The sequence below is a fragment of the Streptomyces sp. NPDC032822 genome, assembly GCF_055578825.1.
On sequence record NZ_JBVIOL010000001.1, the window covers coordinates 749,014 to 769,270 of the forward strand.

General features: G+C 70.5%; 19 protein-coding genes. 8 read left to right on the top strand and 11 right to left on the bottom strand.

Going from position 1 to position 20,257, the window contains the following annotated elements; genetic code table 11:
• Positions 1-83: 83 nt before the first annotated feature.
• Positions 84-299, top strand: a complete 216-nt coding sequence (locus tag ACZ5VD_RS03525; RefSeq protein ID WP_468552787.1) for a hypothetical protein — start codon at positions 84-86, stop codon at positions 297-299.
• A 9-nt stretch (positions 300-308) separates the two neighbouring features.
• Here ACZ5VD_RS03525 and ACZ5VD_RS03530 read toward each other — a convergent pair whose 3' ends face one another.
• Positions 309-1,349 carry a phage baseplate protein gene (locus ACZ5VD_RS03530; RefSeq protein ID WP_468680466.1) on the bottom strand — a complete coding sequence of 347 codons (1,041 nt, stop codon included), beginning with the start codon at positions 1,347-1,349 and terminating at the stop codon, positions 309-311.
• A 178-nt stretch (positions 1,350-1,527) separates the two neighbouring features.
• Between ACZ5VD_RS03530 and recO the strand changes: the two genes are divergently transcribed.
• Together recO and ACZ5VD_RS03540 are read left to right on the top strand one after the other, a co-directional pair.
• Positions 1,528-2,277 (top strand): DNA repair protein RecO, encoded by a 750-nt coding sequence (recO, locus tag ACZ5VD_RS03535; protein ID WP_468552789.1) that lies wholly within the window; start codon positions 1,528-1,530, stop codon positions 2,275-2,277.
• Between the two features lie 65 nt (positions 2,278-2,342).
• A complete protein-coding gene (locus ACZ5VD_RS03540; protein WP_468552790.1) occupies positions 2,343-3,191 on the top strand; it encodes an isoprenyl transferase in 849 nt (282 codons plus the stop codon).
• 110 nt (positions 3,192-3,301) lie between these two features.
• Here the strand turns inward: ACZ5VD_RS03540 and ACZ5VD_RS03545 are convergent, their stop codons facing one another.
• The 5 genes from ACZ5VD_RS03545 to ACZ5VD_RS03565 form a co-directional block, all read right to left on the bottom strand.
• Positions 3,302-5,677 carry a M4 family metallopeptidase gene (locus ACZ5VD_RS03545; protein ID WP_468680953.1) on the bottom strand — a complete coding sequence of 792 codons (2,376 nt, stop codon included), beginning with the start codon at positions 5,675-5,677 and terminating at the stop codon, positions 3,302-3,304.
• Positions 5,678-5,980: 303 nt separating this feature from the next.
• Positions 5,981-6,400, bottom strand: a complete 420-nt coding sequence (locus ACZ5VD_RS03550; protein ID WP_468552791.1) for a Fur family transcriptional regulator — start codon at positions 6,398-6,400, stop codon at positions 5,981-5,983.
• 59 nt (positions 6,401-6,459) lie between these two features.
• Positions 6,460-7,362 (bottom strand): metal ABC transporter permease, encoded by a 903-nt coding sequence (locus ACZ5VD_RS03555; RefSeq protein ID WP_468552792.1) that lies wholly within the window; start codon positions 7,360-7,362, stop codon positions 6,460-6,462.
• The gene (locus ACZ5VD_RS03560) at positions 7,362-8,150 is read right to left on the bottom strand and encodes a metal ABC transporter ATP-binding protein (protein ID WP_468552793.1); all 789 of its coding nucleotides are present in this window, start codon (positions 8,148-8,150) and stop codon (positions 7,362-7,364) included. The genes ACZ5VD_RS03555 and ACZ5VD_RS03560 overlap by 1 nt, the downstream gene beginning before the upstream one ends.
• Positions 8,147-9,106, bottom strand: a complete 960-nt coding sequence (locus ACZ5VD_RS03565; RefSeq protein WP_468552794.1) for a metal ABC transporter solute-binding protein, Zn/Mn family — start codon at positions 9,104-9,106, stop codon at positions 8,147-8,149. Before ACZ5VD_RS03565 ends, ACZ5VD_RS03560 begins: the two co-directional genes overlap by 4 nt.
• A 207-nt stretch (positions 9,107-9,313) precedes the next feature.
• Here ACZ5VD_RS03565 and ACZ5VD_RS03570 point away from each other — a divergent pair, with 207 nt between their 5' ends.
• The 4 genes from ACZ5VD_RS03570 to ACZ5VD_RS03585 all read left to right on the top strand — a co-directional run bounded on the left by ACZ5VD_RS03570 (position 9,314) and on the right by ACZ5VD_RS03585 (position 12,916).
• On the top strand, positions 9,314-10,696 hold the full coding sequence (locus ACZ5VD_RS03570) for a glycine--tRNA ligase (RefSeq protein WP_468552795.1): 1,383 nt from the start codon (positions 9,314-9,316) through the stop codon (positions 10,694-10,696).
• 91 nt (positions 10,697-10,787) lie between these two features.
• A complete protein-coding gene (locus tag ACZ5VD_RS03575; protein ID WP_468680468.1) occupies positions 10,788-11,804 on the top strand; it encodes an aldo/keto reductase in 1,017 nt (338 codons plus the stop codon).
• A gap of 25 nt (positions 11,805-11,829) precedes the next feature.
• Complete coding sequence (locus tag ACZ5VD_RS03580; RefSeq protein ID WP_468680470.1) at positions 11,830-12,420, top strand: TetR/AcrR family transcriptional regulator; 591 nt, start codon at positions 11,830-11,832, stop codon at positions 12,418-12,420.
• A 91-nt stretch (positions 12,421-12,511) separates the two neighbouring features.
• On the top strand, positions 12,512-12,916 hold the full coding sequence (locus tag ACZ5VD_RS03585) for a VOC family protein (RefSeq protein WP_468680472.1): 405 nt from the start codon (positions 12,512-12,514) through the stop codon (positions 12,914-12,916).
• A 54-nt stretch (positions 12,917-12,970) separates the two neighbouring features.
• Here the strand turns inward: ACZ5VD_RS03585 and ACZ5VD_RS03590 are convergent, their stop codons facing one another.
• The 4 genes from ACZ5VD_RS03590 to ACZ5VD_RS03605 all read right to left on the bottom strand — a co-directional run bounded on the left by ACZ5VD_RS03590 (position 12,971) and on the right by ACZ5VD_RS03605 (position 17,029).
• Positions 12,971-13,186, bottom strand: coding sequence for a hypothetical protein (locus ACZ5VD_RS03590; protein ID WP_468552799.1), 216 nt, complete (start codon positions 13,184-13,186; stop codon positions 12,971-12,973).
• Between the two features lie 200 nt (positions 13,187-13,386).
• The gene (locus tag ACZ5VD_RS03595; protein WP_468680473.1) at positions 13,387-14,394 is read right to left on the bottom strand and encodes a helix-turn-helix domain-containing protein; all 1,008 of its coding nucleotides are present in this window, start codon (positions 14,392-14,394) and stop codon (positions 13,387-13,389) included.
• Positions 14,391-15,212 (bottom strand): peptidoglycan-binding protein, encoded by an 822-nt coding sequence (locus ACZ5VD_RS03600; protein ID WP_468680475.1) that lies wholly within the window; start codon positions 15,210-15,212, stop codon positions 14,391-14,393. Before ACZ5VD_RS03600 ends, ACZ5VD_RS03595 begins: the two co-directional genes overlap by 4 nt.
• A 371-nt stretch (positions 15,213-15,583) precedes the next feature.
• Entirely contained in the window at positions 15,584-17,029 is a 1,446-nt protein-coding gene (locus tag ACZ5VD_RS03605) for an MFS transporter (RefSeq protein WP_468680477.1), read from the bottom strand.
• Between the two features lie 78 nt (positions 17,030-17,107).
• Here ACZ5VD_RS03605 and dusB point away from each other — a divergent pair, with 78 nt between their 5' ends.
• Positions 17,108-18,262: a tRNA dihydrouridine synthase DusB gene (gene dusB, locus ACZ5VD_RS03610; protein ID WP_468552803.1), complete on the top strand. Its 1,155-nt coding sequence runs from the start codon at positions 17,108-17,110 to the stop codon at positions 18,260-18,262.
• 49 nt (positions 18,263-18,311) lie between these two features.
• On the opposite strand, the gene ACZ5VD_RS03615 is transcribed toward dusB, so the two are convergent.
• Positions 18,312-20,192, bottom strand: a complete 1,881-nt coding sequence (locus tag ACZ5VD_RS03615; RefSeq protein ID WP_468680479.1) for an alkaline phosphatase family protein — start codon at positions 20,190-20,192, stop codon at positions 18,312-18,314.
• Positions 20,193-20,257: the final 65 nt, after the last annotated feature.

The window sequence follows — 20,257 nt, forward strand, 5'->3', positions numbered from 1 at the left end:
TCGGCACGGGAAGCGCCCTGTCCACTCGTCGAATTGGGGCGGTGTTCCGTCGAGACCGCGCAGCGCCTCGCGGCGGTGCTTCGATGAAGCCGCCGGTCGGCGCGTACGTCGTGGACACCCGGTGCGGGAGAGTGGGGATCGTCATGGGGCACGAGGGGCCGTATGTGCAACTGAGACCGTATGGCGGAGGCCGGGAGTGGGACGCCGAGCCGGTTGCCGTGCGGCACGCCACCCCCGCCGAGCGGCTCTCCGCCGCGACCGCGTACGCCAACGCACGCAGTCGCGGTGAGGTGCCTTGACGGGCCCGGTCACCAGGCGCTGACGAACTCGCTCTTGTAGAACACCGTCGCGTCGAAGGCGTCGGGGGTCCCCTCCTTCGCCGAGATACCGCAGGCCAGCCGCGGCTGACCGGACACGATCTGGATCGCGGCGCCCTGCGGCTCACGGCCGGGATAGGAGGCGGCGACACCGTGCGGGTAGACCTCCCGGTAGGAGCCGCCCGTGTCGTTCAGGTCCAGGACGACGATGTACGAGGGGCCGCCGGGGCCGCCGTAGGAGAGGTAGACGTACTGGCCGCACAGGGTGATCCCCTGGAAGAGGTCGGCGTCGGTGAGCCCGAGTTCGCTGTTGTTCGGGATCGCCCGCTCGACCAGGCGGTTGCTCTGGCCGAGTCGTCCGGCCGCCGCGTCGGCCATGGTGAACACCGCCACGCGCCAGACGCGGGTGGCCGGCTCCTGGGTGGCGTAGCGGATGAGCAGGCGGTTCGTGTACGGGTCGATCGCCGGCCGGGGGAGCTTGGCGTAGGAGTCGAACGTCGGTGTCCGGTCGTGGATCGTGAGGGACGGGTTCGTGTGGTCGAGGGTGACGCCGTTCGTGAAACGGAAGCGGGAGAGTTTCTGGCCCGCTCCGTTCGCGGTCGAGGCGCCCTCGATCCACAGGTAGGGCGTCGAGCCGGAGCCGGTCGGCTCCACGCCCATCGACGAACCGTGGCCGAAGCCGTGCAGGGCCATCGTGCCGAGGATGCCGCCGGAGAGATCGGTCTTGGTGATCCAGAGGTCTCCGCTGTTCTCGGTGCTCTGGCCCGGCCGGTCCTGGACGAAGTAGACGTGGCCGTTGACGTTGTCGAAGGCGAAGGACTGCATCGCCCAGTACGGCTGGTGCAGGGTGGCCCGGCGGACGAGGACGTCGCCGTCGCCGGCCAGTCTGAAGTGGTTCGTCGGGTCGACGACCGCGTGGGCCACTCCCGCGGTCCCGAGGGTGATCGCCGGGCTCGCCACCGCGAGCGCCGCGAGGCCTGTCCCGCCGCGCAGCACCCGCCGTCGGCTCGGTCTGTGTCCGTTCTGCTCCATCGTGGGTTCCCCCCTGCGCTCGATGATCATTTCGGTGACAGTCTCGAACACAACTGAGGTCTGCGGGGCGGGGATTGACCGATGAGGGGTCAGGTTCCGCGTCCTCCGGCGGGCAGGGGCGCGGCCTGATCGGTCGGCACCGCACCGCGGCGCTCCTCCGGTACGCGAGAATGGGTCCATGAGTCTGTTCCGTGACGACGGTGTCGTGCTGCGCACCCAGAAGCTGGGTGAGGCGGACCGGATCATCACGCTGCTCACGCGCGGTCACGGACGGGTACGGGCCGTGGCGCGCGGGGTCCGCAGGACCAAGTCGAAGTTCGGCGCCCGCCTCGAACCCTTCTCCCACGTCGACGTGCAGTTCTTCGCGCGCGGGAGCGAGCTGATCGGGCGCGGGCTGCCGCTGTGCACCCAGAGCGAGACCATCGCGCCGTACGGGGGCGGGATCGTCAGCGACTACACCCGCTACACCGCCGGCACGGCCATGCTGGAGACCGCCGAGCGGTTCACGGACCACGAGGGCGAGCCGGCGGTGCAGCAGTACCTGCTGCTCGTCGGCGCGCTGCGGACCCTCGCCCGGGGCGAGCACGCCCCGCACCTGATCCTCGACGCGTTCCTGCTGCGCTCCCTCGCCGTGAACGGCTACGCGCCCACCTTCACGGACTGCGCGAAGTGCGGGATGCCCGGGCCGAACCGGTTCTTCTCGGTGGCGGCGGGGGGCTCGGTCTGCGTCGACTGCCGGGTGCCGGGGAGTGTCGTACCGTCGCCGCAGACCCTGGAACTCCTCGGGGCGCTGCTTACGGGAGACTGGGAGACCGCGGACGCGAGCGAGCCGCGGCACGTCCGGGAGGGGAGCGGGCTGGTGTCCGCGTATCTCCACTGGCATCTGGAGCGCGGGCTGCGCTCGCTCCGTTACGTCGAGAAGACCTAGACGCAGAAGACCTGGACGCAGAAGGCCTGCACACCCAGGCAAGGCAAGAGGGAGACGAGAAGCACATGGCCGTACGCGGGATCCTGGGGCGCCAGCGCCGCGAGTACAAGACGCCGGAGCCGCACCCGTCCGGGGCCCGTGCGCCCAAGCTCCCCGGCGAGCTGATCGCCAAGCACGTGGCGATCGTCATGGACGGCAACGGCCGCTGGGCCAAGGAACGTGGCCTGCCGCGCACCGAGGGGCACAAGGTCGGCGCCGAGCGGGTCCTCGACGTGCTCCAGGGCGCGATCGAGATGGGTGTGGGCAGCATCTCCCTGTACGCCTTCTCCACCGAGAACTGGAAGCGCTCGCCGGACGAGGTGCGCTTCCTGATGAACTTCAACCGTGACTTCATCCGCAAGACCCGTGACCAGCTCGACGAGCTCGGTATCCGGGTGCGCTGGGTGGGCCGGATGCCCAAGCTGTGGAAGTCCGTCGCCAAGGAGCTCCAGGTCGCCCAGGAGCAGACCAAGGACAACGACAGGCTGACCCTGTACTTCTGCATGAACTACGGCGGCCGGGCCGAACTCGCGGACGCGATGCAGGCGATGGCGGAGGACGTGAAGGCGGGCCGTCTCGACCCGTCGAAGGTCGGCGAGAAGACCATCCAGAAGTACCTGTACTACCCGGACATGCCGGACGTGGACCTGTTCCTGCGGCCGAGCGGCGAGCAGCGCACCTCCAACTACCTGCTATGGCAGAGCGCTTACGCCGAGCTGGTCTTCCAGAACGTCCTGTGGCCCGACTTCGACCGGCGCGACCTGTGGCGGGCGTGCGTCGAATTCGCCTCCCGGGACCGGCGGTTCGGCGGGGCCGTTCCGAACGAGCAACTGCTGGAGATGGAACAGGGCATGAAGGGCGACACCGAGGTCTGAGCACAGCCCGTCCGCGGGCGGCACAGCGGTACAGCAGCGCAGCGGCACCCGGCGTTCCCGCGCCGGGTGCCGCTGTGGTTCCGGGACCGGGGCCGGGACCCCGGGTGGGGTCAGCCGGTCGTCACCGCCGTGTCGTCGATCACGAAGCTCGTCTGGAGCGAGGAGTCCTCGACACCGGTGAACTTCAGCACGACGGTCGTGCCGGCGTAGGCCGACAGACCGATCGACTTCGCGACGTACCCGCCGGCCGCGTTCAGGTTGGAGTAGGTGGCCAGAGTCGTCGACCCGGCGGTGACCGTCAGCTTGTCGTACTGGGTGCTGGTGGTGGTCTCGGCCGTGTCGATGTGCAGGTAGAACGTGAACGTGGTGTTCGTGCAGCCGCTGGGGATCGTCACCGACTGGGACAGCGTGTCGGTGTGCGTCGAGCCGTAGCCGTCCAGCCAGGCCTTGTAGGAGCCGGTGCGGGCCGCCTGGTCGGTGTCGGTGGTGATGACGCCACTGGTGGCGGTCCAGGAGGTGCTGCCCGACTCGAAGCCGGCGTTGCCGAGCAGCTGGGCCGAGGTGCAGGTACCGCCGCCGGTCGCGCTGACCGTCCAGGTGAAGGACGCCGTGCCGGTGGCGCCCGTGCTGTCGGTCACCGTGACGGTCGAGCCGTAGGTGCCCGCCGCCGTCGGGGTGCCGGAGATGGTGCCCGTGGAGCCGCTGATCGACAGTCCGGTGGGCAGTCCGGTCGCCGCGTAGGTCAGCGTGCCGCCGTTGGTGCTGCCGGCCGTGATCGCCAGGCTCACCGCGGTGCCGACCGTGGAGGACTGGCTGCCCGGGTTGGTGACCGTGACCCCCGTGGTCGGCACGGTGATGTGGCTGCCGACGTTGATCCCGGCGAAGGCGTTGCCGACCCCCGCGTACTGGGCGGAGCCGCTGCCGTACAGCGCCGCGGCGGCGTTCAGCGCGGCCGTGCGGGCCTGGGCGTAGGTGGTGCTGGACGTCATGTACGTCGTCAGCGCCTTGTACCAGATCTGGAGTGCGGCGGCCCGGCCGATGCCCGCGACGGCGACCCCGTCGGAGGTCGGGCTGTTGTAGGTGACGCCGTTGATCGTCTTGGAGCCGCTGCCCTCGGAGAGCAGGTAGAACATGTGGTTCGCCGGGCCCGAGGAGTAGTGGACGTCCAGGTTGCCGACGCCGGAGTACCAACTGTCCGCGGAGCCGCCGTCCTTGTCGGGCTCGTCCATGTAACGCAGCGGCGTGCCGTCGCCGTTGATGTCGATCTTCTCGCCGATGAGGTAGTCGCCGACGTCGGAGGAGTTGGCCGCGTAGAACTCCACGCCCGTGCCGAAGATGTCGGAGGTCGCCTCGTTCAACCCGCCGGACTCGCCGGTGTAGTTGAGGTTCGCGGTGTTGGAGGTGACGCCGTGCGTCATCTCGTGCCCGGCCACGTCCAGCGAGGTCAGCGCGTGGGTGCTGCCGGTGCCGTCGCCGTACGTCATGCAGAAGCAGTCGTCGTCCCAGAACGCGTTGACGTACGCGGTGCTGTAGTGGACGCGCGAGTAGGCGGCGACGCCGTTGTTCTTGATGCCGCTGCGGCCGAAGGTGTTCTTGTAGAAGTCCCAGGTGGTCTGGGCGCCGAAGTGGGCGTCCACGCCGGCGGTCTGGGTGTGGGAGCCGGACCCGGTGCCCCAGGTGTCGTCGGCGTCCGTCATCAGGGTGCCGGTGCCGGACGTGCCGTTGTTCAGGCTGTACGTCTTGTGGGTGCCGCGCGTGGTGTCGTTGAGCTGGTACGTCGAACCGGACAGCGTGGTGCCGATGGTGACCGTGCCGCTGTACTGGCTGTTGCCGGTACCGGTCTTGATCGCCTGGTACTGGTACAGCTCGGCGCCGGTGACGGCGTCGGTGATGACGTGCAGCCGGCTGGGCGTGCCGTCGTCCTGGAGGCCGCCGACGACCGTCTCCCAGGCGAGTTTGGGGGTGCCGTCGCCCGCCCAGATCACCTTGCGGGCGCTGTCGACCGTGGGTGTCTCGGCGTCGAGGGCCTTCGCCGCCCTGAGCGCCTTGGTCCGGGCGGACGCCTTGGTGAAGGCCGGGGTGGTGGAGGCGACCTTGATGGTCCGCTTGCTGTTGAAGGTCGTGCTCACCGTGCCGGCGGCCAGGGAGGCCGGCGGGGTGTGCACGACCAGGTCCCCGCCGAGCACCGGAAGACCGGCCCAGGTGCGCTCGTAACGGGTGTGCAGGGTGCCGTCGTTGTCCTTGACGACGTCCTTGACGACCAGCTTCTCCCGGGCGCCGAGGCCGAGGGTGGCGGCGGTCGTCGTGGTGCGGTCCGCCGCCTTGCGGACCAGCGCGGTGCGTTGCGCGGGGGTCAGCTCGGCGGGGAGGCCGCCGGTGCGGACCGGGCTGGGATGCGGTGCGGCGTCGGGCCGGGCGGCGGCCGGCACGCTCTGGAGGCCCGCGGTCAGGAAGACGGTCGCGGCGGTGAGGGCATAGGCCACCATCGCCCTCTGGGGGATCGGTCTCACTCGAACTCCTCCTGCGTCGGCCGCGTGAGGCGGCCGTGACAGACAGACCGGGCTGACGGGGGTGTGCGGCCCGGGGCGAGCTGAGCAGGCAGTGCGGGAGCCAATGGGGGGTGGCTGGTGAAGAATGGCACCGCTGACCGGTGCATGACATTTCTGTGCGTGAGGTTGAGGGTTATCCCTCGGTGTTCTCAGTGCTCTCGGCGCTCTCTGTGCTCCCACGCGGAAAATCCCCCGGCCGTCCGGCGCGGGGGATTCGACGGGGAACCGGTGGCGGGGGCGTCAGCTCCGGGAGGCGGCCGCGCAGTCCTCGCACGTGCCGAAGATCTCCACCGTGTGCGCCACGTTCACGAAGCCGTGCTCCGCCGCGATGGCCTCCGCCCACTTCTCCACCGCGGGGCCCTCGACCTCGACGGCCTTGCCGCAGACCCGGCAGACGAGGTGGTGGTGGTGATCGCCGGTGGAGCAGCGGCGGTAGACGGACTCGCCGTCGGAGGTGCGCAGGACGTCGACCTCACCGGCGTCGGCGAGGGACTGGAGCGTGCGGTAGACCGTGGTCAGCCCGACCGAGTCGCCCTTGTGTTTGAGCATGTCGTGGAGATCCTGCGCGCTGCGGAACTCGTCGACCTGGTCGAGGGCTGCCGCCACGGCGGCCCGCTGCCGGGTGGCGCGGCCCTTCACGGGCGGTCCTACGGTGGTCACCGGTTGCCTCCTCACATCTGTACCTGCCGGGCCATTGTGCCAGCCCGGTCGGTCAGCGGTCAGACGCCGACCTTTCCGTCGCCTGCCCGGCTGGCCGGAATCACACACTCCGCCGGATCGTCGGCGGGCCGCGAGGCCGCCAGGGCCCGCGCGCGACGACGGGCCAGCGGGGTCGCGAGGACGGTCAGGGCGATGAAGGCGGCGATCGTCAGCAGCACGATCGTCGCGCCGGGCGGCACATCCTGGTAGTACGACGTGACGGTGCCGCCGATCGTCACCGAGACGCCGATCGCCACCGCGATGGCGAAAGTGGCGGCGAAACTGCGGCTGAGCTGCTGCGCGGCCGCCACCGGCACCACCATCAGCGCCGACACCAGCAGCAGACCGACCACGCGCATCGCGACCGTGACGGTGACCGCGGCGGTGATCGCCGTCAGCAGGTTCAGGGCCCGCACCGGCAGACCGGTGACCCGGGCGAACTCCTCGTCCTGGCTCACCGCGAACAGCTGGCGGCGCAGACCGATGGTGACGAGAACCACGAAAGCGGCCAGGAAGCAGATCGCCGTGACATCGGACTCACTGACCGTGGAGAGCGAGCCGAAGAGGTACGACATCAGGTTCGCGTTGGAGCCGGTCGGCGCGAGGTTGATGAACATCACGCCGCCGGCCATACCGCCGTAGAAGAGCATCGCGAGGGCGATGTCGCCGCGGGTCTTGCCGTACCAGCGGATCAGTTCCATGGCGACCGCGCCGGCGACCGAGACCGCGGTCGCCATCCACACCGGCGACCAGGAGAGCAGGAAGCCGAGGCCGACGCCGGTCATCGCGACATGACCGATACCGTCGCCCATCAGGGCCTGGCGGCGCTGGACGAGGTAGATGCCGACGGCGGGCGCGGTGATGCCGACCAGGACGGCGGCGAGCAGGGCCCGCTGCATGAAGGCGTAGTCGAGGATGTCCATCAGCTCAGCAGTCCCGTCCGGATCGGTTCGGCGTCGTGAGCCGCGTGCGGGTGTACGTGGTCGTGGCCGGGCAGCGCGTGCTGGCCGAGGGCCTTGGGAGGCGGGCCGTCGTGCTGGACACAGCCGTCGCGCAGGACGACCGCCCGGTCGATCAGCGGCTCCAGGGGGCCCAGTTCGTGCAGCACCAGCAGGACCGTCGTACCGGCGGCGACCTGCTCCCTGAGCGTGTGGGCCAGCACCTCCTGGCTGGCCAGGTCCACGCCCGCCATCGGCTCGTCCATGATCAGGAGTTCGGGTTCGGCGGCCAGCGCGCGGGCGATCAGCACCCGCTGGTGCTGGCCGCCGGAGAGGGCGTTGACGGAGTCCTTCGCGCGGTCGGCCATGCCGACCAGGTCCAGCGCACGGCGTACGGCCTCGTGGTCGGCCTTGCGCAGCACGCCGAAGCGGGCGCGGGAGAGGCGGCCGGAGGAGACGATCTCGGTGACCGTCGCGGGGACGCCGCCGGCGGCCGTGGTGCGCTGCGGGACGTAACCCAGGCGCGCCCAGTCGCGGAAGCGGCGCCTCGGGGCGCCGAACAGCTCGATCTCGCCGTCGCTGACCGGGACTTGGCCGATGATCGTGCGGATCGCCGTGGACTTGCCGGAACCGTTGGCGCCGAGCAGCGCGACGACCTCACCGCGGGACACGGTGAGGTCGATTCCGCGCAGGACGGGGCGCGAGCCCAGCTCGGCACGGACGCCGCGCAGGGAGATGACGGGCTCGCTCACGAGGTCCTCCGTAGAGATCATTTGGCGCCTAGAGCGGACTGCAGCGCCTTGAGGTTGGACTCCATGACCTGGAAGTAGTCGTCGCCCTTGGACTTGGAGGTGATGCCCTCGATCGGGTCGAGGACGTCGGTCTTGAGGCTTGCGTCGGAGGCGATGGTCTTCGCGGTCTTGTCGCTGACGAGCGTCTCGTAGAACACCGTGGTGACGCCGTCGGCCTTGGCCATCTTCTCAAGGTCCTTGACGCGGTTGGCGCTGGGCTCCGACTCGGGGTCGAGGCCGTTGATGGCCTCCTCGGTCAGGCCGTAGCGCTCGGCGAGGTAGCCGAAGGCGGCGTGCGTGGTGATGAAGACCTTGGTCCTGGTGTCCGCCAGGCCGTTCTTGTACTGGACATCGAGAGCGTCGAGCTTCTTGACCAGGGCGGCGGTGTTCTTCTTGTAGTCGGCCGCGTTGTCCGGGTCGGCCTTCTCGAAGGCCTTGCCGACGCCCTCGGCGACCTGGGCGTAGCGCACCGGGTCCAGCCAGATGTGGGGGTCGAGGCCGGCCAGTTCCTCGTTCTCGTGGTCGTCGTGCTCGGCCGCGTGGCCGCCGACCTCGTTGCCGTGCTTCTCCAGCGTGGTGAGGGAGGCGGCGTCGATCTTCGTCTTGACCTCGGACTGGGCCACCGCGTCGTCCACCGCGGGCTGGAGGTTCTTGAGGTAGAGCACCGCGTCGGACTCCTGGAGCTGCGCGGTCTGCTTGGCGCTGATCTCCAGGTCGTGCGGCTCCTGGCCGGGCTCGGTCAGGTTGGTGATGTTCACATGGTCCCCGCCGATCTCCGAGGCGAGGTACTGCAGCGGGTAGAACGACGCGACGACGTCGAACTTGTCGGTGTTGCCGGCCGCCGCGCTCTCACCGGAGCAGGCGGAGAGGGTCGTCAGGCCGAGGGCGGTGGCCGCGGCGACCGCGATGCCGGTTATGTGCTGTCGTCGTACGTTCATGACAGTCATTTTCAACAAATATGGAAACCGTTGTCAACAAAGCCTGGGGTAAGCACTGGGTAAGCCCGGTACGCGACCCTTGGGGGCTTCGCCCCCCGGCCGATTTGATTGAGGGGGAGGCCTCGCCGGTAACCTGAACCATTCGCTCTGAAGCAATGCTCTGAAGCATCTCGCTTCGTCGCCCGTCGTCGTAATGAAGAGAGCACCGTGGCCGCCGACAAGATCGACACCATCGTCAGCCTGAGCAAGCGCCGAGGCTTCGTATTCCCCTGCAGTGAGATCTACGGCGGCCAGAAGGCCGCCTGGGACTACGGACCGCTGGGTGTCGAGCTCAAGGAGAACCTGAAGCGTCAGTGGTGGCGCTACATGGTGACGTCGCGCGAGGACGTGGTCGGCATCGACTCGTCCGTCATCCTGGCCCCCGAGGTCTGGGTCGCCTCCGGCCACGTCGCCACCTTCTCCGACCCGCTCACCGAATGCACCTCCTGCCACAAGCGGTTCCGCGCGGACCACCTGGAAGAGGCGTACGAGGCCAAGCACAACCGCCCGCCGGAGAACGGCCTGGCGGACGTGAACTGCCCCAACTGCGGCAACAAGGGCCAGTTCACCGAGCCCAAGCAGTTCTCGGGTCTGCTCTCCACCCACCTCGGCCCCACCCAGGACACCGGCTCCGTCGCCTACCTGCGCCCCGAGACCGCCCAGGGCATCTTCACCAACTTCGCCCAGGTGCAGACCACTTCGCGCCGCAAGCCGCCGTTCGGCATCGCGCAGATGGGCAAGTCCTTCCGCAACGAGATCACGCCCGGCAACTTCATCTTCCGGACCCGCGAGTTCGAGCAGATGGAGATGGAGTTCTTCGTCAAGCCGGGCGAGGACGAGACGTGGCAGGAGTACTGGATGGAGCAGCGCTGGAACTGGTACACCGGCCTGGGCATGCGCGAGGAGAACATGCGGTGGTACGACCACCCGAAGGAGAAGCTCTCCCACTACTCCAAGCGCACCGCCGACATCGAGTACCGCTTCCAGTTCGGCGGCAACGAGTGGGGTGAGCTGGAGGGCGTCGCCAACCGCACCGACTTCGACCTCTCCGCCCACGCCAAGGCCTCCGGCCAGGACCTCTCCTACTTCGACCAGGAGGCCGGCGAGCGCTGGACGCCGTACGTCATCGAGCCCGCGGCCGGTGTCGGCCGCGCGATGCTGGCGTTCCTCCTCGACGCCTACGTCGAGGACGAGGCCCCCAACGCCAAGGGCAAGCTGGAGAAGCGCACGGTGCTGCGCCTGGACCCGCGGCTGTCCCCGGTGAAGGTCGCGGTGCTCCCGCTCTCCCGCAACCCCGAGCTGTCCCCGAAGGCCAAGGGGCTCGCCCAGGCGCTGCGCCAGAACTGGAACATCGACTTCGACGACGCCGGCGCCATCGGCCGCCGCTACCGCCGCCAGGACGAGATCGGTACGCCGTTCTGCGTGACGGTCGACTTCGACACCCTGGACGACAACGCGGTGACCGTGCGCGAGCGGGACACGATGAAGCAGGAGCGGGTGTCGCTGGACCAGATCGAGGGGTACCTGGCGAGCCGGCTCGTCGGCTGCTAGTTCCCGCGGTTTCCGGGAGGGCCGAGCGGCACTGACGGATGACAGCTGACAGATATTGAAATCTGTCAGCTGTCATGTCAGGGTGGGTGGCATGACGATGCCAACCCGCTCCCTCGGTACCACCGGACCCCAGGTCTCCGCCCTCGGCCTCGGCTGCATGGGCATGTCCATGATGTACGGCGATGCCGACCGCGCCGAATCGATCGCCACCCTCCACGCCGCCCTGGAGGCGGGCGTGACACTGCTCGACACCGGCGACTTCTACGGCATGGGCCACAACGAACTGCTCATCGGCGAGGCCCTGCGCACCGCACCCGCCGCCCGCCGCGAACAGGCCCGGGTCAGCGTGAAGTTCGGCGCCCTGCGCGGCCCGGACGGCGCCTGGGGCGGCTACGACGGCCGCCCGGCCGCCGTGAAGACCTTCGCCGCCTACTCGCTCCAGCGCCTCGGCGTCGACCACATCGACGTCTACCGGATCGCCCGGCTCGACCCCGCCGTACCCATCGAGGAGACGGTCGGCGCGATCACCGAACTGATCGAGAAGGGGTACGTCCGGCACGTGGGCCTCAGCGAGGTCGGCGCCGACACCATCCGCCGGGCCGCCGCCACCGCCCCCGTCAGCGACCTCCAGATCGAGTACTCGCTCATCTCGCGCGACATCGAGGCCGAGGTCCTGCCCGCCACCCGCGATCTCGGCATCTCCGTCACCGCGTACGGCGTCCTCTCCCGCGGACTGATCTCCGGCCACTTCACCGGCGACCGGAAGCTCGCCGCGAACGACTTCCGGGCACGGTCCCCGCGCTTCCAGGGCGACAACCTCCAGCACAACCTGAACCTCGTCGAGGCGCTGCGGAAGATCGCCGAGCAGAAGGGCGCCAGCGTCGCGCAGATCGCCATCGCCTGGGTGCTGGACCAGGGCGCGCGGCACGGCGACGACATCGTGCCGCTGGTCGGCGCCCGCACCCGGGAGCGGCTCACGGAGTCCCTCGGCGCGCTGGACGTCACGCTGGAGGCGGCCGACCTCGCCGCGATCGAGGAGGCCGTACCGGCCGGTGCCGCCGCCGGCGACCGCTATCCGGCGGCGCAGATGGCACACGTGGAACGCTGACCGGGACGCCCGGTACGGTCTGCTCATGCCACCGACCAGCGAGATCCTGACCGCCGAGCGCATCCTCGAAGCCACCGAGGAGGTGCTGCGCCGGCACGGCCCGGCCAAGGCGACCGTGGTCGACGTGGCTCGCGCCCTCGGCGTCAGCCACGGCAGTGTCTACCGGCACTTCCGCACCAAGGCGGCGCTGCGGGAGGCCGTCACCAAGCGGTGGCTGGACCGGGCCTCGCAGGCGCTGGCCGGTATCGCCGCCGACACGGGCCGCGACCCCGCGAGCCGCCTCCGCGACTGGCTCACGGGTCTCTTCGAGGCCAAGCGCCGCAAGGCGGGCGACGACCCCGAGCTGTTCGCCACCTACATGGCGCTGATCGGCGAGGCCGGCGGTGCGGTCGCCGGGCATCTCGCCGACCTCACCGGCCAGTTGACCGGCATCGTCCGCGAGGGCGTGACGGCGGGCGCCTTCAGCGCCCCCGACCCGGCGACCACGGCCCGCGCCCTGTTCCAGGCGACGGGCCGCTTCCACGACCCCCGCTACGCGCGGGAGTGGGAACTGCCCGGCGTGGAGGCCGAGTTCGAGGCCGTGGTGGAGCTGCTGCTGCGCGGACTGCGGGCCTGAGACGGGCGGAACCGTCGGCGGTCGCCGGGAATCGTTCGGCGGGCCGCCGGGTTGACGGGATGTTCGTACCCGCGATCTTCGAGGAGCCGGCATGTCCGACGAACCCACCGTCCGTGAACTCCGCCTGGTCGTCACGGCGGCCGACTACGACGCGGCCCTGCACTTCTACCGTGACGTCCTCGGACTGCCCGAACGCGCCGCGTTCGCCTCCGAGGACGGCCGGGTCACCATCCTCGAAGCCGGCCGCGCCACCCTGGAGCTGACCGACCCGAACCACGCCGCCTTCATCGACGACGTCGAGGTCGGGCGGCGCGTGGCCGGACCCATCCGGGTCGCCTTCCAGGTCGACGACTCCACCGCCACCACCGAGAAGCTGGCCGCGGCCGGAGCCGAGATCCTCGCCGAGCCGACGCGCACCCCCTGGAACTCCCTCAACTCCCGGCTGGAGGCCCCGGGGGCGCTTCAGCTGACCCTGTTCACCGAGCTCGGCGAGTAACGGGGGACGGGGCGCCGGAGGGTCGGAGGGGCGGAGGGCCAGGGGGTCGGGCGACTAGGAGTTGCCGGTCCCGGTCGGATCCACGGTCGCCTGGTGTTCCTCCGCGAGGTGCTCCTCCGCCTTCAGCCACGGGAGGAACTGGGCCGCCTTGCGCCAGCCGCAGGTGTCGCATCTGATCGTGCGCTGCATTCCCGCTCTCTGGACCCGGACCACGTGCTCGCGCCCGTGCTGGTCCCAGCGGCTCACCTTGCTCGTGTTGATCTCCAACATGCTGCCTCCAGAGGCCAGGCCCTGTCTGTTGACGCTGAGTCCGTCCGAGCGGCGTCTGTCGACGCAGCAAGGAGTGTGCAGCAAGACCAACATCAACAGGGAATCCTTCACACCGAGTTGGCCAAGCCGTGTCGTGGGCCCGGGCCTGGGTCCGGTCGCGGTCCGGCCGTGGGTCCGGTCGTGGGGCCGGGCGGGCGTGCTCAGCGCACTCGGCCCTCGAAGCACTCCGTCCCGTCCGACTCGCCGTCCGTCCTTCCGGCTGCCCTGCCGCCCGCTGTGCCGTGCCTCGTGTCGTCGGGCGCCGGGCGGAAGCAGGCGCGGACCATCGTGCCGGGGCGGGTGGCGGTCATCGGCGTGTACACGTAGGCCGCCGCGTCGGCGTCGTTCTCCACCTTGACCACCTTGACCACCTCGGCCCCGGGCCTGGACCGGGCCCCGGTCCCGGTGGGCCGTGGGCTGCCGCTCGCGGTCACCTCCAGCCGGTCGCCGATCCGCGTCTCCCACATCCGGGCCCAACTGGTCCCGCACGCCCGGCTGTGCCGCAGTTCCAGCATCGCTCCCGAGGCGGTGCGGTACGAGGCGAGGGTCTGCGGGCCGACCCCGCACTTCATGTGCATCGGGCTCTTGCCCTCGCACGACGCTCCCCGGCAGCGGGGCTCGGTGACGGGAGGGGGAGCGGCGGTGGGGGACCCGGGAGGCTCGTCCTGGCCCAGGAGGAGGACCAGGGCGACCGTCACACCGCCGACGACCACGGCACACGCCGACGCCAGCACCGCCACGGCCGCACCCCGGCGTCCGATGCGCGGGACCTCGCGTGAAGAAGGAGCGGACACCTGGAACGGGGCGGGCGGGACGGGCAGGGCGGGCAGGACGGGTTGTGGTGCCGTGTCCCGTGCGGTGCCCCCTGGCGTGCCCGGCGGTGGTGCCGGCGTAGCCGCGGGAACCGGCTGCGCCGCGCGCCCGCTCGACTCCGACTCCGCGATCTCCCACAGCGCCAGACAGCGCCCCTCCGGTTCCGCGGCGAGCCGGCACAGCTCCCGGACCGCCTCGCGCGGTGGGACGGTCTTGCCGTTGAGGTAGCGCTCCCAGGACGACTTGCTGAACGCGGTCCGGTCCGCCAGGCCCTTCATGCTCAGGCCGGTGCGGTTGCGCAGGTCCCGCAGCGAGGCCGCCAGCCGTGCCCGTTCAGGGGTCGTCGTCCGCGTCATCGCCGTAAGGCTCCCCAGGTGTGCCGGCCGATGATGCCGTCCACGACGAGGCCGGACCGCTTCTGCAACCGCTCGACCGCGAGCTTGGTGTGCGGGCCGAAGATCCCGTCGACGGCTCCCGGCGAGAAGCCCGCCCTGCGCAGCAGACACTGGGCCTCGGCGATGTCCGGTCCGGCGAGGCCCTCCGCCAGGACGGCGTCCCGGGTACGGCTGTTGCCCGCGTACCAGAGGCCGTCGCTCTGCCGCACCTCGCAGGCGTACGTCCGTTGCCCCGACGACGCGGGCGACGGCGACGCGGACCGGGTGGCCGAGGCGGGCGGGGCCGCCGAGGCACGGCCCTCGCCGTCCGAGAGCCGTACCACCAACAGGACCGCCGAGGAGACGGCCAGCACCAGCGCCACGGACCCCGCGACGAGCGCGACGCGCAGCGAACGCCCGTGCCGTGTCTCCTCGTCCGGCACTCCCACCGTGACGGTCACGTCCGTCACGTCGGCCGCCCGGGGCGCTCCGGGTGCCTCGGCCGTCCGCGGTGCCGAGGTGCCCGCGCGGCCCTCGCCCCAGGCCTCGACGGCCACCTCGTGCAACGCGAGCAGCCGGGTCGGATCGTCACCTGCGACCCGGGCCATCGCCTCGACCGCCTCCCGGGGCGGCAGCGACCGCCCACCGAGGTACCGCTCCCACGACGACGCGCTGTACCCCGTCTTCGCGGCCAGTTGGTGCAGGCTCAGCCCGCTGTGATCCTTCAGGCGGCGCAGCCGCACCAGTAACTGCCGTACCCGTGGATCGAGTTCCCCGGGCAGCGCTTTCCAACGCGACATGTTCCCCCCACTCGCGTTCGCGGGCCGGGGTCAGCAGCCCGCTTTTCCCGCGCATTCTGCATCAGCTTCCACGAGGTGCCCCATACATCGGTTCCCGCCCCCGTACCGAATCGGCCACCACCCAGCGCAGCGGCCCCGGCGCACCGGCCCCGCCGGATCACCGCGTCGCCCGACGTCCTCACAGGTCAGCGAGCCGGCCGCCACGGGACGCCCGCTCCACCCCGGCCACCACACCCCGCCCCACCACCCGCCACGCAGTCTCATTGCCGAGCTGCACACCCCGAGGTGCGGGGCGACCATGTGCCGCTCTGCCGGGCTGCGCGCCTCACCGAAACCGGCCCCGGACCCGCCTATCCGCGCCCCCCGGGCCGCTACGCCACGACCCTGGTGGTCTCCCGTACCTCCGTGGACTCCAGGCGTTCGGCTGTCCGTTCCGCGGTTCGGCGGGCCCATGGGCCGCTGGTCAGCGCTCCGAGTACGAGTACCGCGAAGCCGCAGCCCGCGAGGATCCACCAGCCGGGGCGGGCGGCGGAGACGAAGGTGTCCCGGTACGAGGACGAGTCGACGCCGGTCGCGAGTACCGCGCCGATCACGGCGACGCCGAGCGTCTGCCCCAGCTGCCGGCTGGTGGAGGCGACGGCCGCGGCGACCCCGGCCTGGCTGCGCGGCATCCCCGACACCGCCGTGTTGGTGATCGGCGCGTTGATGAAGCCGAAGCCGATGCCGAACAGGACGTACCCGACGAACAGCGTGGTGTTCGAGGTCTCGGCCTCGAAGGCGGCGAAGAGGACGCCGCTGGCGGTCATCGCCACTCCGGCGATCAGCAAGGGGACGCGGGGCCCCAGGCTGCCGACCAGGCGCCCCGACAGCGGTGCGCACAGGAACGTCGGCACGGCCATCGGCAGCATCCACAGGCCCGCGTGCAGGGCGTCCAGGCCCCGCACGTTCTGCAGGTACAGCGTCGACAGGAACAGGAACCCGCCCAGCGACGCGAACCCGGCGACCGCTATCACCGTGGCCCCGCTGAACGGAGCCGAGCGGAAGAACCGCAGGTCGATGAGGGGTTCGTCACGCCGGGGCTCGTACCAGAGGAGCCCCGCCAGCGCGGCCACGGCGAGCACGGCGTACGGGAGGATCGCGGTGAACCCGGCGTTCGGCGCCTCGATGATCGCGTACGTCAGGGAGCCGAACAGGGCGATGACCAGGACCTGGCCGACGGGGTCGGGGCGGCGGGCCTTGGGGGCGCGGGACTCGGGGACGTAGCGCAGGGTCAGGAGGAGGGCGGTGAGGCCCACCGGGAGGTTGACCCAGAAGATGGCGCGCCAGCCGACGGACTCGACGAGCAGCCCGCCGACCAGCGGCCCGGCGGCCATGGAGATGCCGACCACCGCGCCCCACACACCGATCGCCCGGGCCCGTTCGCGCGGGGCCGTGAACGTGTTGGTGATGATCGACATGGCGACCGGGTTGAGCATCGAGCCGCCCACCGCCTGGACCATCCGGAAGACGACCAGCGTGTTCAGGTCGGGGGCCACCGAACACAGCGCCGAGCCGGCGGTGAAGACGACCAGGCCCGCCATGAAGACCCGTTTGCGGCCGATCCGGTCGGCGGTGGAGCCGGCCAGCATCAGCAGGGAGGCGAGGACCAGGGTGTAGGCGTCGATCGTCCACTGGAGGCCGGCCGTGCTCGCGTGCAGTTCCTTCTGCATCGAGGGCAGGGCGACGTTCAGTGCGGTGTTGTCGAGGCTCACGATCAGCAGGCTCATGCAGCAGATCGCGAGGACGAGCATGCGTCGACGGTGGCTGAGCTCGGGCATGCGCTCCATCGTACGCCGATTTCGATAGTGCGGCTAACTAACGAAATTTGCCAACTCATTGCACGGCACAATGGAGGGATGTCCACGATCGCGCCCACGCGGAACACGACCCTGCGGATCGGCCCGCACGCCGTCACGCCCCCCGTCGTCCTGGCCCCCATGGCCGGGATCACCAACGCGCCCTTCCGCACCCTGTGCAGGGAGTTCAGCGGCGGCAAGGGCCTGTTCGTGAGCGAGATGATCACGACCCGGGCGCTGGTCGAGCGCAATGAGAAGACCATGCAGCTGATCCACTTCGACGCGACCGAGAAGCCGCGCTCGATCCAGCTGTACGGCGTCGACCCGGCCACCGTCGGCAAGGCCGTCCGCATGATCGCGGAGGAGGGCCTCGCCGACCACATCGACCTGAACTTCGGCTGCCCGGTCCCGAAGGTGACCAGGAAGGGCGGCGGCTCCGCCCTCCCGTACAAGCGCCACCTGCTCCGCGCCATCCTGCGCGAGGCCGTCGGCGGCGCCGGGGACCTCCCCGTCACGATGAAGATGCGCAAGGGCATCGACGACGACCACATCACCTACCTCGACGCCGGCCGGATCGCCGTCGAGGAGGGCGTCACCTCCATCGCCCTGCACGGCCGCACCGCCGCCCAGCACTACGGCGGCACCGCCGACTGGGACGCCATCGCCCGCCTCAAGGAGCATGTGCCGGAGATCCCCGTGCTCGGCAACGGCGACATCTGGTCGGCTCAGGACGCGCTGCGGATGGTGCGGGAGACGGGCTGCGACGGCGTCGTCGTCGGACGCGGCTGCCTCGGGCGGCCGTGGCTGTTCGCGGACCTGGTGGCCGCCTTCGAGGGCCGGCACGAGGACATCGCGCGCCCCTCCCTCCGCGAGGTCGCCGACGTCATGGTCCGGCACGCCACCCTGCTCGGCGAGTGGATCGGCGACGAGGCGCGCGGGGTCATCGACTTCCGCAAGCACGTCGCCTGGTACCTGAAGGGCTTCGCGGTCGGATCCGAGATGCGGGGGCGGCTCGCGATCACCTCCTCGCTCACCGAACTCCGCTCCGGACTGGACGAGTTGGACCTCGACCAGCCCTGGCCGACCGGCGTGGACGGGCCCCGCGGCCGTACCTCGGGCAACAACCGGGTGGTGCTGCCGGACGGCTGGCTGAAGGACCCGTACGACTGTGCGGGGATCGGCGAGGACGCGGAACTGGACACGTCCGGGGGCTGAACCCCCGGACGGGCCCCGGACCTTCGCGGGGCCCCGTCCTTCGCGGTGCTCAGTCCTTCGAGGGGTGCGGGGTGGACCCGTACGCCGTCAGGAACCGGTCCCGGAACGAACTCATCTTCCACACCGGCGCGTTCTTCGCGGGCCGCAGACCGTCCGTCCAGTGCCAGGCGGCGATCTTGTCGAGGACCTTCGGGTCCTTGGCGACGATCGAGACCGGCACGTCCCGGCTGGCGCCCGTGCCGCTGACCCGGGCGATGGGCTGGTGGTCGCCGAGGAAGACGAGGACGGTGTCGTCGGTGCCGTAGCGCTCCAGCCACTGGGTGAGGCTGGTCACGGAGTACTGGACGGACTTGCCGTACTCCTGCTTGGAGCGCTCGGAGTCGGTGAGGACCTCGGAGGGGTCGACGCCGGCCTTCTCGATCGGCTTGAAGACCGAACCGTCGCCGATCGTGTCCCAGTCGACCAGCTTGGGGATCGGCGCCCACGGCTGGTGGCTGGAGGTCAGGATGATCTCCGACATCAGCGGCTTGTCGCGCTTCTTGCTGTGCACCTGCCGCTGGAAGGCCTCCAGCGCGTACTGGTCCGGCATCGTCGACCAGCTGAACTTCGGGCCCTTGTAGCCCAGCTGGAAGGCGTTGTAGATCTTGTCGAGGCCGTAGAACTTCCCCTCAGGCCAGGCCTTCTGGATGCCGGGCATGATGCCGACCGTGTCCCAGTCGCCGGTCTTCTGGAACGCCTTGGTGAGGCTGAGGTGGTCGCCGTTCATGACCGTGCGGTAGCGCTGCTGGTTGTCGATCCACAGGCCCGACATGGTGGTGGAGTGGCCGAGCCAGCTGCTGCCGCCGTACGTCGCCGACGTCATCCAGCCGCTCTTCGCGTGGAAGCCGGCCTTCTCCAGGGCCGCGGTGCTCGTGTCGAGGGTGTTGACGACACCCGGGGCGATCCCCGGGTCCTCGATGGCGCTGCGGCCGTAGCTCTCGATGAAGGTGAAGATGACGTCCTTGCCGCGCAGGTCGGGCACCAGCTGGGCGCCGGGTGTGTTCCCGAAGGTGTCGGCCTTCGCCTCCTTCGCGAACGCCGCCTCGTCACGGAGCGTGTCCTGCACCCGCCGTGCGTGGATCCCCAGCGCGCCGCTGGCCCGGTCCGAGGCGATCGGCATGCCGTTGATCTGCAGACCGAGGGTGGAGCAGGTGATCCACACGGTGCCCGCGATCAGGGTGGCCCGGGTGGAGGTCTGGGTGTCGCGCACCAGCAGGTTGCTCAGCCGGACCGTCGCCAGCGCCAGCACGACGAACAGCAGCACGACGAGCACGACCGCGCCGACCGCCGCGCCGATGGCCGTCGCCCGGCCCATCGAGTCCGCGACATAGGACTGGGCGTCGTCCAACAGCCCCCAGTCGAGGACCAGGTTGAAGCCCCGGCCGAGATACTCGCTGAACCCCATGTCCAGCAGGTTCAGCACGGTCAGCACCCCGAGGACCACCCCGGACAGCGCCGCCACGACGATCCGCGGCCGGCGCGGCAGCGCGAGCATCACCACCGCCAGCACGATCGCCTCGGCCGGCAGCCGCGTGAACCGGTTGTACTGCACGGCCGCGACGGTGGGCGGCATCAGCAGGGCGACGAAGACGAGGAGGGCGGCGAGGGCCGAGGTCGTCCAGTAGAGGGCCCGGGCACCCGAAGGATGCCGGGTGCGCCAGGAACGCCAGTGCGCCAGGCGGGCCTTGAGACGGGCCGTGAGCGGGACGGGCGCGGACTCGGAGCTTGCGGACTCGGCGGCAGCGGACTCTGCGGCGGCGGGGTCGGTGTCGCCGTCCGTCCCGGGCGCGGCCTTCGTCTCGGTCCCGGCCTCGGTCTCCGTCGCGCTCGCCGTCTTCTCGGGCTCGGCCTCCGAACCGGCCGTCTCTTCGGTCACGGCTTCGCTCGTCACCTCTGTCGCCTCCTCGCTCAACGCTCTGACAGAGGCAGTCTCCTCGGCCGTCTTACCGTACGGTT